Source organism: Flavobacterium taihuense (assembly GCF_019351435.1).
Classification (GTDB): domain Bacteria; phylum Bacteroidota; class Bacteroidia; order Flavobacteriales; family Flavobacteriaceae; genus Flavobacterium; species Flavobacterium taihuense.
In genome coordinates, this window is record NZ_JAHWYN010000008.1 from 238,593 (window position 1) to 255,850 (window position 17,258).

At 30.5% G+C, this 17,258-nt stretch carries 16 protein-coding genes; 13 read left to right on the top strand and 3 right to left on the bottom strand.

Going from position 1 to position 17,258, the window contains the following annotated elements; genetic code table 11:
* Positions 1-49 precede the first annotated feature (49 nt).
* The gene (locus KZH69_RS11365; RefSeq protein ID WP_219317561.1) at positions 50-1,291 is read left to right on the top strand and encodes a restriction endonuclease subunit S; all 1,242 of its coding nucleotides are present in this window, start codon (positions 50-52) and stop codon (positions 1,289-1,291) included.
* Here the strand turns inward: KZH69_RS11365 and KZH69_RS11370 are convergent.
* Together KZH69_RS11370 and xerA are read right to left on the bottom strand one after the other, a co-directional pair.
* Positions 1,281-1,868 carry a restriction endonuclease subunit S gene (locus tag KZH69_RS11370; RefSeq protein WP_219317562.1) on the bottom strand — a complete coding sequence of 196 codons (588 nt, stop codon included), beginning with the start codon at positions 1,866-1,868 and terminating at the stop codon, positions 1,281-1,283. The genes KZH69_RS11365 and KZH69_RS11370 overlap by 11 nt on opposite strands.
* Positions 1,834-2,826, bottom strand: coding sequence for a site-specific tyrosine recombinase/integron integrase (gene xerA / locus KZH69_RS11375; protein ID WP_219317563.1), 993 nt, complete (start codon positions 2,824-2,826; stop codon positions 1,834-1,836). Before xerA ends, KZH69_RS11370 begins: the two co-directional genes overlap by 35 nt.
* Before the next feature lie 86 nt (positions 2,827-2,912).
* Here xerA and KZH69_RS11380 point away from each other — a divergent pair, with 86 nt between their 5' ends.
* The 12 genes from KZH69_RS11380 to KZH69_RS20680 all read left to right on the top strand — a co-directional run bounded on the left by KZH69_RS11380 (position 2,913) and on the right by KZH69_RS20680 (position 17,152).
* Positions 2,913-3,671, top strand: coding sequence for a restriction endonuclease subunit S domain-containing protein (locus KZH69_RS11380; protein ID WP_255557872.1), 759 nt, complete (start codon positions 2,913-2,915; stop codon positions 3,669-3,671).
* Positions 3,672-4,095: 424 nt separating this feature from the next.
* Complete coding sequence (locus KZH69_RS11385) at positions 4,096-4,644, top strand: hypothetical protein (RefSeq protein ID WP_219317564.1); 549 nt, start codon at positions 4,096-4,098, stop codon at positions 4,642-4,644.
* Between the two features lie 138 nt (positions 4,645-4,782).
* The gene (locus tag KZH69_RS11390) at positions 4,783-7,038 is read left to right on the top strand and encodes a hypothetical protein (RefSeq protein WP_219317565.1); all 2,256 of its coding nucleotides are present in this window, start codon (positions 4,783-4,785) and stop codon (positions 7,036-7,038) included.
* Between the two features lie 2 nt (positions 7,039-7,040).
* Entirely contained in the window at positions 7,041-8,021 is a 981-nt protein-coding gene (locus KZH69_RS11395; RefSeq protein ID WP_219317566.1) for a hypothetical protein, read from the top strand.
* 12 nt (positions 8,022-8,033) lie between these two features.
* Positions 8,034-9,803 (top strand): AAA family ATPase, encoded by a 1,770-nt coding sequence (locus KZH69_RS11400; protein WP_219317567.1) that lies wholly within the window; start codon positions 8,034-8,036, stop codon positions 9,801-9,803.
* Positions 9,804-9,988: 185 nt separating this feature from the next.
* Positions 9,989-11,956: an McrB family protein gene (locus KZH69_RS11405; protein WP_219317568.1), complete on the top strand. Its 1,968-nt coding sequence runs from the start codon at positions 9,989-9,991 to the stop codon at positions 11,954-11,956.
* Complete coding sequence (locus KZH69_RS11410; protein ID WP_219317569.1) at positions 11,957-13,318, top strand: McrC family protein; 1,362 nt, start codon at positions 11,957-11,959, stop codon at positions 13,316-13,318.
* A gap of 217 nt (positions 13,319-13,535) precedes the next feature.
* Positions 13,536-14,294 (top strand): metallophosphoesterase, encoded by a 759-nt coding sequence (locus KZH69_RS11415; protein ID WP_219317570.1) that lies wholly within the window; start codon positions 13,536-13,538, stop codon positions 14,292-14,294.
* Positions 14,295-14,467: 173 nt separating this feature from the next.
* Positions 14,468-15,052 (top strand): DUF6088 family protein, encoded by a 585-nt coding sequence (locus tag KZH69_RS11420; RefSeq protein WP_219317571.1) that lies wholly within the window; start codon positions 14,468-14,470, stop codon positions 15,050-15,052.
* Positions 15,045-15,995: a nucleotidyl transferase AbiEii/AbiGii toxin family protein gene (locus tag KZH69_RS11425; protein ID WP_219317572.1), complete on the top strand. Its 951-nt coding sequence runs from the start codon at positions 15,045-15,047 to the stop codon at positions 15,993-15,995. The genes KZH69_RS11420 and KZH69_RS11425 overlap by 8 nt, the downstream gene beginning before the upstream one ends.
* Before the next feature lie 289 nt (positions 15,996-16,284).
* Positions 16,285-16,431 (top strand): helix-turn-helix domain-containing protein, encoded by a 147-nt coding sequence (locus tag KZH69_RS11430; RefSeq protein WP_219317573.1) that lies wholly within the window; start codon positions 16,285-16,287, stop codon positions 16,429-16,431.
* 460 nt (positions 16,432-16,891) lie between these two features.
* Positions 16,892-17,152, top strand: coding sequence for an AraC family ligand binding domain-containing protein (locus tag KZH69_RS20680; RefSeq protein WP_219317574.1), 261 nt, complete (start codon positions 16,892-16,894; stop codon positions 17,150-17,152).
* Here the strand turns inward: KZH69_RS20680 and KZH69_RS11440 are convergent.
* Positions 17,076-17,258, bottom strand: a 183-nt coding sequence (locus KZH69_RS11440) for a hypothetical protein (RefSeq protein ID WP_219317581.1), incomplete at its 5' end; no start/stop codon positions are given. The two genes, KZH69_RS20680 and KZH69_RS11440, sit on opposite strands and share 77 nt — an antisense overlap.

Consider the following 17,258-nt stretch of genomic DNA (forward strand, 5'->3'; position numbering starts at 1 on the left):
AAGGTGTATAAAATATTGAAAATTCAAAATAATTTGAAAGGGTTAAAGTATGAGTAATTGGAGAAATGTAGAAATTGGTAAAGTGATTGATTTTAATCCAAGTGAAAGTATCAAAAAAGGTACAATTGCTAAGAAAATACCAATGGATAAGCTTAAAGTGTTCGAAAAAAAAATAAATGGTTTTGAATTTTCAGAATACAGTGCTGGGCCAAAATTTAGAAATGGAGATACACTTGTTGCTAAAATAACACCTTGTCTTGAAAATGGTAAAACCGCGCAAGTTGATATACTAGAAGAAAATGAAATTGCCTTTGGTTCTTCTGAATTTATCGTGTTACGTGAGAATGAAAATACAATTAACGATTTCATATTTTATTTAGCTAAAAGTCCCGCGTTTAGAAAACGAGCAATTAGTTGTATGGAAGGCACTTCTGGTCGGAAAAGAGTAAATGAAGGAGCATTGAAGTTACAGGTTCTTCCTATACCTGATAAAAGAATTCAGAAAAAAATCGCCAAAGTCTTTTCTGATTTAGATTCAAAAATTGAATTGAACAATAAGATAAATGATAATTTAGAGCAAATGGCAAAAACGCTTTATGATTATTGGTTTGTGCAGTTTGATTTTCCAGATGCGAATGGAAAACCGTATAAAACTTCAGGAGGGAAAATGGTTTGGAGTGATGATTTGAGGAGGGAAATTCCTGAGGGATGGGAGGTGAAAAAAATCAAAGATATTGCAGAAACGGGTTCAGGGGGAACACCTTTAAAATCCAAAAACGAATACTTCGAAAATGGAAATATTCCTTGGATTAATAGTGGTGAAGTAAATGCGTCTTTTATTATATCGTCAAAGAAATTTATTACCCAAAAAGGTATAGAAAATTCAAGTGCAAAGCTATTTGAAAGAGGAACTATTTTAATGGCTATGTATGGAGCTACGGCAGGTCAAGTTAGCTTAATTGATATTGAAGCCTCAACTAATCAAGCGGTTTGCGGGATTGTGCCAAAAGACAAAAGATTGGTTCCGTATTTAAAATTTGGATTACACCAATTGTACGATTATTTGATAAATCTAAGTTCAGGTTCAGCAAGAGATAATTTATCACAGGATAAAATCAAAGAACTTTATTTTGTAATTCCTGAAGATAATTTAATAAAGCAATTTTATAAAATATCAAATTCTCATTTCGAAATGATTTTAAAGAATCTGAAAGAAAACCAAGAACTTGCTTCGCTTCGCGATTGGTTGTTGCCGATGTTGATGAATGGTCAGATTACGGTTAAAGATTAATAAGAAGAGAAGTAAAATAAAATTGTAGTTTTCTCTTCGATAAATTATCATTTATCTTATTGTTGAGTTGGATTTTATTATCTATTGACCATAAAATTTTAGCTATCATTTCTTGAACAGAAAAAGGAAAATCAGGTATTTCAAATTCTAATATTTGACTTTTCTCGCCACGAGGCATCTTTGTGCCTTTTGCTCCTTTCATCATATGTTCAAAAAATGCATCTTGGAAAAGATTGTAATAAATGAATTTGGAAGAAAATCCAGTTTGTGTTTCAAAAGTTAAGACATCAGAAGAACAAATACCACTTTTGTTTGCAAACCATATTTTTTTTAGATACGGTCTAATATTAGAAACTAAAATATTTTCGTTTTTATACTTAGGAAATGAATCCCCACTTGGCGGTAAACTATTGGCAATTTTAATGCCTAATTTATTTTGTAATAAATTATCGGTAGTAATATAAGTTTCTAAGTTAAGATCTTTATTATTGGATCGTAGTTTTGAATAAGAAACGACATTCTTTAATTTAATCTTTTTCATCTTATCCAATAAATTTCCTGTGAGAATTTTTGACATTTGTTTGGTTTACCATTGCATAATGCATGGTGGTATCAATTTTTACATGTCCGAGTAACTTTTGGACTTGTTCTATAGGCATACCTTTGTCAATTGCCATTGTAGCTAGTGTTCTTCTAAATTTGTGAGGATGTACCTTGTCAATTTGAGCCTTTTTGCCCAATGTTCGCAATCGCATTTCAACGCCACCAATAGAAAGTCTGCCATTAGGTTTGGCTAAAGAAACAAACAAAGCATTATTATCATCTGTTCTCGTTTCAAGATACTTTCTCAGATGAATTTTGGTACGTGCATCAAAATAGACTTCTCGTTCACTATTACCTTTACCAAAAACTACAATCTGCCGTTCATAAAAATCAATATCTGTTCGATTTATTTTCACCAACTCTCCTACACGCATTCCTGTAGAGGTTAGCAGCTCTATCATAGCTAAATCTCGAATTTCGGTACAAGTATCACGAAGAATTTCCAACTGTTCATCACTTAAAATATCTTTTACAAGTCGTCCCGTTTTTACTTTATGAATACGCCTTACGGGACTTTTTAAAATATAATCTTCATTTTCCAACCAAGTAAAAAAACTGGAAAAAATTCGTCTCATATTATCAATAGTTACTCTGCTTGATTTTTTTAATTCCTGATATTCGAATAAATAGGTTCTCAAATCATTAGTAGAAATATCAATAACTGATTTGCTTATTTTTTGAAGCATCTTTTCAATCGTATTGATATAATATTTCAGTGATTTATCAGAGCAACCTTCTACTTTTTTTGAGGCAATAAAAAAGGACAAGAGTTTATGGTTATTGGTTTTGGAGCATTTAATTTCAGTATCAATTTCAGTAACATACATATTATCAAGACTTCTATTGAGAACTATATTTAATAATTCCATTTGTTGTTGGCTTACTATTTCTGTCATTGCGGTTTTTATTTCCAAAATCAATTTCTCTTTCATGTGGTTTTATATTTTAAAATTATCAAACCGCAAATAAAGAGGAACAAAAGTAATCAATCAATAAGGTAAATGATAATTTAGAGCTGATGGCAAAAACGCTTTATGATTATTGGTTTGTGCAGTTTGATTTTCCAGATGCGAATGGAAAGCCTTATAAAACTTCGGGTGGTAAAATGGTTTGGAATACCGAGCTAAGGAGAGAAATCCCTGAGGGTTGGGCGGTTGAAAGTTTATCAACTTGGATAAATAATGACAAAAGCGGTGATTGGGGAAAAGAACGAGAAGAAGGTAACTACAATCAAAAAGTATATTGCATTAGAGGTGCAGATATAAATGGATTAAATGGTAAAGGAGAAGTAAAATCACCTGAGCGCTATATTTTAGAAAAGAATTTGTTTAAAACTTTAGATCCACACGATTTAATTGTTGAGATTTCTGGTGGGAGTCCTGTTCAGTCTACAGGTAGATTAGCTTACATAACAGAAGAAACGCTTCATCGATTTGATGCCCCAATAATTTGTTCTAATTTCTGTAAAGCAGTAACATTAAAAAACAAATACTATTTTTACAATTTTGTTTACCAATGGAATGCTATTTATGATGCGGGAGTTTTGTTTGGTTATGAAGGAAAAACAAGTGGTATTAAGAACTTATTATTTGAATCATTTGTAACAAGTTACGATACTCAGATTCCACCAACTGAATTAGCTGAAAAATTTTATGAATTTATGAAGCCATTACAAATCAAAAAGGAAAAAAATCTAAAAGAAAACCAAGAACTTTCTTCGCTTCGCGATTGGTTGTTGCCGATGTTGATGAATGGTCAGATTACGGTTAAAGATTAATAAGAAGAGAAGTAAAATAAAATTGTAGTTTTCTCTTCGATAAATTATCATTTATTTTATACACATAATTGAATATTGCGATTTGTGACATGTATCTAATCTATCATATTCTCGAAAAGTATAATCTAATCTTGAACAACATTTTATACCCAACTCTTCGAGGACTTCATACCTCGAAACGATAATTCAATTTTCTTCATTTCGGTAAGAACTATTTTACATCAATTATGACCAAATGAAACATTAGTTTTCTATTTTTGTTAAATGCTATTTAAAAATCTACAAAATACAATAAACACTAGAATTTTACTTCCAGTATTATTTCGCAAATCTAGAATTTCCTTGTTCAGCGATTGGTTGTTGTCGATGCTGATAAATGACCAGGTAAATGTGGGGAGGTTTCTAATAACTAAAAAACAATATTATGAAAAAAGTTATTTTGCTTACGGCGTTATTTTTAATGGGTTTTGGTGTTTATGCACAAAATGAAAATGTAGAATCTACCACTCGTAAATTTATAGACAAAGCACAGTTTACCCAGATCAACAAAGATTGGACTACGATTGCAGAGTTCAGTTCGGGTATAGGAGAATATGTCAATTTTTTTCCTATTGAAGTTATTGATTTGAAAACAAATGAAAAAGTCAATGCCTTACAACTCGATATGTATGTTAAAAAACCGGAAGCATTTAAAACGGCATGGGTAGGACTTGATGAAGTTGATGAGTTCATACAGTTTATAGAAAAAAATGTTATTCCTAATCTGGACTTAAAATTCAAAAAAAAATCTACCGAATTTATTTTTAAAGCCAAGGAAATGACCTTTTCCTATATTGTTGATGAAAAACGAAAGAGAATTTCAATCTGGTTGAATAATTACGATAAAGAAGGACAAGCAAATTATTATTTTTGGACAGAAACCCAAGTAGATAAAATACCAGATTTACTAAAAGTACTTAAGAAAATTAAGTAATTAAGAACAATAAGAATTCGCTTCGCTAAGTGATTGGTTGTTTCCAATGCTGATAAATGGTCAGGTGAGTTTTAGTGAAGTTGAAGAAAAGTTGGGAATGGTAGCTGAGAGTACTGTTGAATTTAAAAAGAGATAAAGATGAGTGGGTTTAAGTTGTTAGCTATAGTTCCTTTAAAAGATTGTGATACTAAGTTTAGAAAAAATTTAAGTATAGGAACACCTTACAAGTTTCTTGATAATGTGACTTTAGAGTTAAATAAAGATAATAGCAAAATAATTAAGGTTGCTATTAACAATCAAAACACTATTGAAGATCTTTACAATTTAAAGAATGGTATAAAAGTAGAGATTTCTGCTGTAGTTGGTTTAAATGGTTCAGGAAAAAGCACTTTAATTGAACTTTTGTATTACTTTATTTATGCAATAAGTATTCATAATGATAAAGAAAAATTATTACAGGAGCATTCAGAAATGATTCAGGATAAAATTAATTATCAAAGAAATGATACTAATAAAATCTATTCTGCTTCAAAAAAAACAACCTCTTTAGATTTATTAAAAATATCAAAAAACCATGATTTAACTTTTTATAAAAAAGATTTTGAAGGTATAACTAGTAGTCAAACTTTAATAAAAAACGCACTCAGAAAACGATCTGAATATCTTCATGAGATAATAAAAAATGACAAAGAAAATGAAGATTTAATTAAAGAAAAACTAGCTGTAAGTCTTGTTTATGAAACTTATAACGGTATTCATTCCATTAGCTTTTTAAATGGTAGAGTTAAATATTATAAATATAATTCAAATGGAACACCAGAAATAGTCAATAATTTCTTTTTTGATCCTTTTTTTTATTCTATATGTCTTAATTATTCTCATCATTCATTAAATTCAAAAGTAATCGGGAATTGGATAAACAGTCTCTTTCATAAAAACGATGGATATATAACACCAGTTGTTATTAATCCTATGAGAGAAGAAGGTAATTTTAATATAAACAGAGAATTACATCTTTCAAATGAAAGAGTTATGTCTAATTTAACTTATGATGTTGTAAATAATCCAGAAGTAAGTTTATTGAAGAAATACGAACTAAAAAAGTTTCTGTTTACTGTGAAAAAGGACTTCACTTTAATTAAATGTATAGGATTTCAAGATATAAATGCTGAATTAAAAGAATCAATAACTAAGAATTACGAAAAGAACGAATTTGACAATTTAAAGTCAGTAAGGCTTGTTAGATCAATTTTAGGCAATGATAGTTTAATGAATTATACAAATTATTTAGATTATGCATTAGGCTATCTAGAGAATAAAATTGATAAAATTAAGAATAACTATTCGCAATTATTTAACGATATAAACGGAAATTTTAGTAATTCAAAATTCATGTATTTTTTACGCAAAAATGAAAGTCATATTACTAAAAAGTTACGTCAAACAATTAATTTCATAGACAAAACAAATAATAATAAGTCAATTTGGAACAAAACAAACAATTATGATTACGAAGAGTTTAGTATAGACCAATTCAAATCTTGGTTATCTGAATGCAATGCAAATTATCAAAATTTGAGTCCTTCTGCCTTAATGAATTTTGCCTTACCTGGTTTTTTTAATATTGATTTTGAAATAATAACAAAGGATAAGACAAATATCAAATTAAGTGATTTGAGTTCTGGTGAACAACAAATGATTTTTAATATTAATACAATTACTTACCATCTATATAATTTACAATCTATTCACGCAGACAAAGAAGATAAGAATAATGAGGAAGGTGAAAATATTAATAGATTGAAATATAAAAATGTTTCAATAATTCTTGACGAAGTTGAGATTTATTATCATCCAGAAATGCAACGAGAATTAACTTTTAACCTTTTAAATACTCTAGAAAATATAAAAGGAAAGGAAGAAAATGGCTTAGAATCAATACATATAATATATTTAACGCATTCACCTTTTATTTTGTCTGATATACCATCATCAAACACTTTATTGTTAGATGAAGGGAAAATTGTTATTAAAGATGATTTTAAAACATTTGGAGCTAATATCTACGATCTTTTAGCAGATAGTTTTTTCTTAAAAGGTTTTACTGGAAAATTTGCAGAACTAAAAATTAATAATACAGTTGAATGGCTTTTTAATTTATATAACAAACATAATGATAATAATCTAATATCCGAAGAATTCCCAAGTTCTGATTTAATTACCAAACACAAGCAAATCATAGATTTGATTGATGAGCCAATTTTAAAGCGAAAATTATTAGAGATATACAGTATTGTTTTTTCAAAAGAAAGTGAAAAAGAGAGACAAATTAAAGAAATAACTAAAATGGCAGAAAGTTTAGGTTTGAAAGTAACGAAAATAATCGATCAATAATTATGCTTTTTATAGAAAACTATTCCGCTGCAAAACAATTTCATAATGAATTGTTGAAATGTTGGTTTCTTACAAAAATGAATGGGAGACATAACAAAAATAATAATAAGCTAGGACACAATTGTAATAGTTTAAGCTGTCCGGTATGTTCAAAAAACACACATCGTGATTCAAGAATTCCGCAAATTTTTAAAGATTTTTTAAATCATAAAAAAAATTTAGAAATTTTAATTGAAGGCAAACCAAATGAGTTACGTCTACTAAACCTTAGATATGAGAAATTAAACCTTACTAGTGGTGAAAAAGATATTATTGCAGATTTTCTAGTTAATAGTACTTACAAAAATTGGTTTCAACCCGAACATGGACATAAGTTTTTGCAATTATTAAACTATAATACATGTGTTTATTGCAATAGAAATTACACAAAAACAATTATAGATGTAAATGGGAAGAAAATCTTGATTTGTGAATTCGACCATTGGTTTGTAAAAACAAAGTTTCCTCTGTTAGCTGTATCATTCTATAATTTAATACCGAGTTGCCATCCTTGTAACAGTTCTATAAAAGGAGAACCTAAAATAAATTGGGACAGAGCTTTAAAGAACTATATACATCCATACCTAAATGAAAAAAATCAATACTTTAATTTTTCGTATGTTAGTAAATCGCTCACCGAGAATAATGTAAGAATTAACGTCGTAAAAAATTCAAAAATGGATAATACATTAAAATTATTCAAGACTTTTGAAATATACAATTCTCATTCAAGTATGGAACTTCAAGGGCTAATTGATTTAAGACATAAATATCCCGAAAATTATATTAAAACTTTATTTAAAGACGCATTCAATGGAGGTTTGACTGAAAAAGAAATTTATATCCTCATATTTGGTGTTGAAGTAGAAGAAAAAGATTATCATAAAAGGCCTCTTGCTAAATTTAAGCATGAAATAATCAAAGAATTGATAAAAGAGAATTAAAAAACTGAAAGCATGTATATATCTAAAATAGCATTAACCAATTATAGAGGAGTTAAAGAAAGACGCGAAATTAATCTGTCGAGGTTTTCATCAATTGTAGGTAAAAACGATGCAGGAAAAACAATTATATTAAATGCCATTGCAACTTTTTTAGATGTGAAAAATTTCGCGATAACTTCAACTGATTTTAATGAAATTGAGCACCCTATTAAAATGGAGTTTGTCTTTACAAGCTTTGAATTAATTGAATTGCTAACAACAAAAATTAAATCAAAGGTTAAAAAAACCGAAGGTTTAGATGAATTTATACAAGATTTTATTTTTGATGAAACGATTATATACAAAAGAGAAGTTAATAATCAGGGTAAAAGTTGGACTTCAGAGTATGTCCTTCTAAATGATTTTGTTAGAGAAGATTTGAAGGGACTTTATTTTAAATCGGATGAAGAAATATCTGCAATTATAGATAGTAATATTATTCAAATTCCAGTAGAAGGAAAAGGAAGAAATTCAAAGGCTGAAAAAATAAAACATATAAAACTACATTTCTTGGCAGAGCCAAGAGCAAATTTTTGGATAATTGATGACATGAAAATTGGATCATTGTTTCCCGATGTTGAAATGTTTAAAGCTGATTATGGACTTGAAGCTGATACCAAGTTTAAAACTGCATCAGTAACAGAAATAGAAGGTTATTTCATTCGTGAGCAAACTCGATTAGCTGTGTTTCAAAATGAGATTAATATTGAGATGCAAAAAGAAGCTGCAATATTAAAATCCTACATGCAAGAATATGCTTCGAACCTCCAGGATATTGATATTACGCCAAATATTGCTTGGAAAGATGCTATTAAAAGTGTTGATGTGTCTTTTCAATTTAATGGGGATGATAAATTTATCCCGATGACTCATAAAGGTACGGGGTATAGAAGGCTTTTTATGGTAGCTAGATTCAGATATTTAGCCGAGAAAAGTAAAGGAAATAATATTATTTATTTAATTGAAGAACCTGAAACTTTTTTACATCCAACGGCTCAACAAGATTTATTAAAAGCACTTAAGGAATTGTCATTAGACAATCAAGTAGTTACTACAACTCATTCTCCAGTTTTTGCTGGCGCAACCGATGTAGAAGGTGTTGTATTGTGTGCTAAAGATGGACAATCTAATTATGAAAATGTCATTGAGGGTAATGAACAAGAGTTTCTGTTTAAGATTATTGATGAATTAGGTATTAAACCTTCTTTTAATTTAAGGGATAATTTTGATAAGATTTTGTTTGTCGAAGGACAAGATGACGGTACATTTTATAAACTAATTGCATCAACTCTATTAAATATGGATTTAAAAAATATTTTGATATTACCATGTGGAGGAAGCAGCGTTGAGAGCTTTATAAATATAGAGTATTTTAAGAAAAATGGCCGAGAATTATTTTTAATTCTTGATAGTGATAAAGGTTTAAAAGTTAGAGATCCTAAAAAACCTATTTTGCAACAACAATTAGTAGACAAATTTAATTCTGATTTTGGTCAAGCATATTCTTTAAAGAAATCTAATATTGAGTACTATTTTCATCCAGATGCTCTAAAGAGATATTATTTCCATTTAAAAGACGAAGTCATCGACATCTTTGATGATGATGAAGACCTAAAAGAGTATTTTAAAGAAAAAAGAATTAATAAAAATCATAATGTGAATATTTTTGAATCAATGACTAGTCAGGAATGGGAAGCTGTTGTTGAGCAAGAATTATTAGATTTTATAGGGCTTCTAAACTAAAAAATACTGAGTAGCAATTTTTAAATTGGATTACTATCAAAAAGCTATTCTTAAGATAGTAAAACAATCAACTTATTATTAGTTCTGTTGTTCAATGATGAACTTATCTTGTGAGATATTGATTAACAGCACAGCCCATTTAAGAGTGTAATAATGATTAAACTTTAATTGATTATAATATAAAAATGATTAACTACAAAGACTACGAAAAACAAGTGTATGATTGGTTAATAGCCAAACATAATAAGAATAAAAATTTTACTTTTTCATTACGACAAAAAGGATCTAAAGGAGCTGAAACTGATTATTTTATTGGTACAGAAAAGTCAAATTATTTTTCTACTACTTTTTGGTACTTGCCGGTAGCATTTCCAGGCTCATCAGGTGATTGTATTGGATTGCAGTTTGGATATACCAAGACTGGTTACCATTATTTTTTTGAGTTTACACAAACCAAAGAATCTCATGACAGGCAGAACCAAGCTGCTTTAGCCTTAGTTCAACAAATGCAAGCTGCTTTGCAAAGTACTATTGGTTTTCAGAGACAACCCACGGATAAAAATAAAATGTTTACTCTTAGAACAAAAACTTTTAAAGCAACTTATGACACCTTAGAAGAAATGTTTACTGATATTGAGAAAGACATGGTTATTATATTCCCTATAGTGGATGAAACGATAGTTTCTGTTAAAAAAGAGTACCCAGAGTTTAAGGCTAATCGATTAACAGTAGATGAGTTTGAAACGATAACTCAAAAGCATTTGGAGCGTATTAAGCGTTTTAAGAATCATAATGAGGCAGAAGTTATTGTTTTTGAAGATGAAATTGTCTCTGTTTTTGAAATTAAAACACAACCACTCAACCAAATATTATATGGCCCTCCAGGGACAGGAAAGACCTACAACACCGTTTTGGAAGCAGCTAAAATTGTTACAAATAATGTAGCTATTTCCTATGATGAGGCTTTAGTTGAGTTTAATAAAAATCTTGGTAATCAAATAGAATTTATAACCTTCCATCAAAATTACAGTTACGAAGATTTTATTCAAGGAATACGTCCCGATATAGATAACGGTAAAGAACTTACCTTTGAAAAGAAAGATGGTGTTTTCAAAAGAATAGCGGATAGGGCTTTATTTGAATATTATATTGAGACTCAAAAAGTAAAAGCAAAAGCAAAGCCAAATGAAATATTTGTTGATGCTAATGAGGCATATTTAGATTTCTTTGCTTCATTGAAAGTAGGTCAACAATTTTCTACTAAAACAAAAAAAACAATACATATAATTAAATTAAGAGATAATAAAAATATCGTTTTTAAATACGAAAGTGGCTCCAAACCTGTATTAGTCTCGTCTAACAGGTTGTTAAAATTATATAGTAAAATTTCTAATATTAAGGAAATTGTTAATATAAATGATGATGTAAGGGCAGCAATTGGCGGTTGTGATGCAACTATATATTACACCGTTCTTAATGAGTTTATTAATTTTTATGAGGAGAATAAAAAGAGAATTCAAAATGAAGAAGATTATCAAGATATCGACTATTTAGATGTGACTGAAGATAGAAAAAAAGAAATTTTATCTCAAATTACGTTGGATGATTTGAGAAGTGTTGATAAAAATAAAGTTAAAAACTACGTTATAATAATTGACGAAATCAACCGTGCTAATATTTCCAGAGTTTTCGGAGAATTAATTACGCTAATTGAAGATGACAAACGTTCACATGGTAAAATCCCTATGCGTGTGACCTTGCCTTCTGGTGATACTTTTATAGTACCTTCAAATTTATATATTATTGGGACTATGAATACCGCTGACAAATCAATTGCCTTATTGGATATTGCCCTAAGAAGACGATTTGATTTTATACCGATGTATCCTTTATATGAAGGATTGGCAGAAAAGTTAAATGATGCAGACAAACTTCAAAATATCAATGAAGCCATCCTTAGCAGAAAAAATCATGATTTCACCATAGGTCATGCTTACTTTATGGGGGAAGGTTATTCACTGGAAAGTACCATAAACAAAAAAGTGGTTCCTCTTTTGTTAGAATATTTCATGAATGATGAAAAAGAAGTGACAGCAATATTGCAATCAGCTGGAATCAAAATTGGTGGTTGGCCTTTAGAAATGCAATCGTAAATGATCAATCTCTTTGAATATCAAAATAAAGTGGACTTCCCTGAGGAACATTTCGAAAATCTCGAAGTGTTCCTGGATGATATTTGGAACAAACGAGAAAAGTCAAGCTATTACAATGAGGATGAAAATCGCGAGGAAGTGCAACACTTTTTGCAGTTTCTACACAAAACAAACCAATTAAAATCCAATAAATATGTTGGTGTAATTCACTTTGAAAATCAAACTATAAATCTTTTACCCAAAATTTTTCACGATTCCTCAAAGGAAACCTCAGAGGATGATGTAAAAGTCATCAATAGCCATGTTTTATGGTGGTTGAGTTATTGCAGAAAACTGAAATTCCCCAATTATCAAACAGGATTAAACAGTGAGCAAGCCGATTTTTTTGAAATACTAATTTATCTTTTTAGTAAATATACCAAAGAGCTTTTAAGTTCCTCTATTTATCAAAAATATGTTGAGGTCAAGAGTGAACTTTCGTTTGTAAAAGGCAGGATTGATTTTGATAGTTACATTACCAATAATCTTTCCAGAGGGAGAAACCACAAAGTAAGTTGTGTATTTGATTCTTTTGAGATGGACAACCACTTTAATCAATGCATTAAAAACGTTGCAAAACTATTGTTGTCAGCCACAAACGATGCTCAGAACAAACGGAATTTGTACGATATACTTTTTCTTTTGGATGAAGTGAGTGATGTAGTTATTCCAGCTGACGAATGTAAAAGAATTCTATTCAATCCCATATTTGCGAGTTTTGAAACCGTAAGGGATTATTGTGTATTATTTTTAGAAAATAGCGTTTCCTTCAATTATAAAAACTCATTAAAACTCTTCGCTTTTTTACTGCCAATGGAATATGTTTTTGAAGATTTTCTTTTTGGGTTCATCGATAGAGAAATTGAGGGAGTGAATCCAAAAGGACAAGCGACTGGAACTTTTTTAGATGAATCCAAATCATTTGGACTAAAGCCTGATTTAATACTCAATTTAGGCAAGAAAAATATAATTGCAGATACTAAATACAAAATGGTTTATGCCGATTCTAGTGATGCTAAAAAGGGTATCTCACAATCGGATTTGTATCAGATGTTGGCTTACGCTGTACGATTCAAAATAACTGAAATTAAATTATTCTACCCTAAAACGATTCTCTCAAATGGGGAGACCAATCATAATTCAATTCAAATCAAGGATGCGCTTGCAGCCAATACAATTATAAATATAGAAGCGTACAAATTGAGTATTATTGATAAAAACATAACGGACATTTCACTCCAAGAGCATAAATTACTCTTTGATAATTTTGAGGAACTTAAATTGAAATTAAAGGAAGAGTTGACAGAAATATTGTTTGATTAAATTTATTAATTCTTAATATGTCCTACTATTTCGAAAATTAGCTTTTAACTCCCGTAGATTTCCAAACACAATGACTGTTTATAAGAAATATAAATATGCCAAATTTCGAAACCCTTAGTAAACAAATTATTTTAAATCATCAAGATTGTGTCAATTGTAATTCTAAAAGCATGATGTATTCCACAATGGAACACTTTCAATTTTTCTCTAATCAACTATGAAAATCCAATACTGCTCAGACCTTCATCTAGAATTTTTAGACAACCATAAATGGGTTGTAGAAAATCCGATTATCCCAAAAGGGGACATTCTAATTTTGGCGGGTGATATTGTACTTTTTAAAGAAATACACCAGCATCAAAAATTCTTTGATTATGTTTCCAATCATTTTGAGCATACCTTTTGGATTCCTGGTAATCACGAATATTATAATTCGGATATTTCCAAAAGAAGTGGTTCTTTTGAGGAAAAAATCAGAGACAATGTAACTTTACTGAACAATACAGTGAAAACCATCAATGGGGTAAGACTGGTATTTTCTACCTTATGGTCACACATCTCGGCTGAAAAACAATTTACAATAGAACAAAGCCTTTCGGATTTTAGAGTAATTCGAAAAAATGAAAAAAGACTAACTGTCCAAGATTACAATAAACTCCATCTGGAAAGCAGATTGTTTCTAGAAGAAACATTCCAAACCAAAACAAATAATCCAACTATTGTTGTAACCCACCACCCACCAACTTTTATCAATTATCCAGAGAAATATGCTCATAGCAACATAAATGAAGCTTTTGGAACAGAAATGTCATCTGTTATAGAAAACAATGAAATCGATTATTGGATTTATGGTCATCATCATTGTAACGTAGAAGATTTCAACATTGGTAAAACAAAATTAATTACCAATCAATTGGGATATATAAAATACAATGAGAATGAAAATTTCATTAACAGTCGTGTGGTTTCAATATAAACGACTAAATACCAATATAATAATCTGCTCTTGAAAATCTCCCACTGGATGAAACAGAAAGTCATCTATTATGCTGAATTTATGACAAGCGCATATGGTATACAAAATACCTTTTGCATGAATTTTTAATAAAAATACTTGCAACTAAATAGTATTTCACTAACTTTGTAACCATGAATAAGTTACAGGAATTAAAAAAACATTTAAAACGAGGAAAAGTATACCGCAGGGCTGATTTGTCTAAATGGTCCAAATCGGTTGACCGCCATCTTGAAGAGCTTGTAAAGGACGGCACTTTGCAAAAGCTTTCACAGGGACTTTACTTTTATCCTGAGTTAACCGTTTTTGGTGAAACACCTCCCGAAGAGGAAGTACTAGTGCGCTCATTTCTCAAAGACAAGCGCTTTTTGGTTACTTCCTTAAATGCTTATAATGCATTGGGTGTAGGTACCACACAACTCTACAACCGTAAAACCGTTTATAACCACAAACGCCATGGTGATTTCAATCTCGGTGGAAAAATATTTTCTTTTAGGGTAAAACCACATTTTCCACTTAAGACCACACCCGAATTTCTGTTGGTAGACCTGCTCAACAATTTGGATCAGCTCGCGGAAGATTCAAAAGTAGTACTCGAAAAAGTACGGTTCAAGGCTACTACCATGGATACTAAAAAACTGAGATATTCGCTCAGGGAATACGGGAACGCCAAAACAAAAAGACTGTTAGAACCATTTATAGCAGTCCAGCATGCCTGATTACCTTCATAACCATAAAGATTTCGCTGCATTGCTGCGAATTGTAGGTAAGGACTTGGGCATTGAACCTGGTCTTATCGAAAAAGATTATTGGATAATGCACACCCTATATGGTCTAAAAAAACAGGGGTATGAGTTCGAACTCAAAGGGGGCACCTCCCTCTCCAAAGGCTACGAAATAATTCAACGCTTTTCCGAAGATATCGACATCCATATAAAACCTCCTACAGAAATGGGTATAAACGAGAATCCAAAAAAAGAGAAGGAACCAAACATCAAAGCTAAAAAACACTTTTATGATTGGCTGGCAGCTGACATAAAAATAGATGGGATTGTCGCTGTAAAAAGAGACACTGCTTTTGACGATACCAGATATTATCGCAGTGGTGGTATCAGGTTGTATTATGATGATATATCGGAAGGAATAGATGGTGTCAAGGAGGGAATTTTACTTGAGGCAGGTTTTGATACAGTAACTCCCAACAATAGTCTCACTATTTCTTCATGGGCTTACAATAAAGCTGTTCAGCAAGAGGTCGATATAATTGACAATCGGGCAAAAGAGATTGCATGTTACCATCCTGGTTATACTTTTGTAGAAAAATTACAAACGATAGCTACTAAATTCAGACAGGAACAGGAAACTGGCGAAGAACGTCAAAACTTAATGCGCCAATATTATGACGTATATAGCCTATTAGGAAATAAGCAGGTTCAGACCTTCATTGGTACAGAAGAATACCAAATACACAAAAGGGCTAGGTTTCCCAAAACAGATTACAATATTCCTATTGCAGAAAATGAGGCATTCCTACTAACTGATAAGGAACGTAGAAATCGTTTTAGACAACGATATGAAAAAACAGCAGCACTTTATTATAATGGCCAACCAGATTTTGACAAAATAATTACTGAGATTGCCGAGTGGGTTGAAAAATTATAATAAAGCGCAAAAAAAAGCATAGTAATTCACATCTGAATTATAAATAGTTAACATTCAACTGTGCTATAGGATTCATTCACACAGCTAGCTTGAGAATTAAGTAAAACGAGCACTAGAGCAATGCGTTCTACTTCTACACAAGCCGAGTGTATACACTTTTATACGCAATTACATATAATTTGCAATTTTTATTCTTTTTTATATGCAAAAACATATAAAATGAATATAACAGCAGATTTTGTAATAAAGAGACGAAAAACAAGCTGGGCTTACACAAGTAGAATTTGCCATGAAATCTGGTGTAGCATTGACGGGTATCCGAAAAATTGAACAAGGTAAGGACAACTTAAGTTTATCTAAAGTAAATCAAGTATTGAAAATGTTCGGGCACGTTTTAGGTCCCATAAACGAAAAACAATTAGGCGATAAGCCATAGAACTTTAAATCTGCATTTTAAGAGAGTTTGATAGCGAAGAATATGAAATTGGCGTATTATGAAAATTACATTCAAAACTATCTCTATTTATTTATAACGCTCAATAATCCTATGAGAAATCGTTCCAACATTGACCCCATCTACACAAACATTTCAAATGAAAAAAAACAGTAAATCCTAGCTTTAAATGGTTTTGACAAAAAAAAATGTCTTATAATCGCATTGTAATGAAAAAATAAGTCTGATTTTACACAAGTTCAACAAGACTTTAATGGTTTTAATCAATTACTTATTGATAGAAATCACAATAAAACCTGCAGTTCAATCAAAAAGGTTTTAACAGACTTTGCCTCTCATTTTCATAAATTAAAATTAAAGTTTTATTGATAACTTTACAACCAAATAAATTTAATACGTCCAAGATTCTTAAAAACAAATAGTAAGTTACCAATTAATCAAAATGGAAAACATTCCAATAAGGTATATTCATGAAGGCCCAAAAGAACCAAACTTGTCTGGAAGTTTTAGCGTAAGAGACATTCAAAACTTGCTGTTGGAAAAAGATATGGTTCAAGAGCTACATAGACATGATTTTTACTATATACTGGTTCTAAAAAAAGGAAATGGTTATCATGAGATAGACTTTAAACAATATGAAGTTCGCAATCATACCATATTTCTGATGCGCCCGGGACAGGTATGGAAAAACCGGTCAAATTGACCACCACTTTCCAGTGTAAATTGACCACCAGTTCCGGAGCAAACTGACCACCACTTTCCAGTTCAAATTGACCACCTAATTTCGGGGTAAATTGATTATTAAAAAC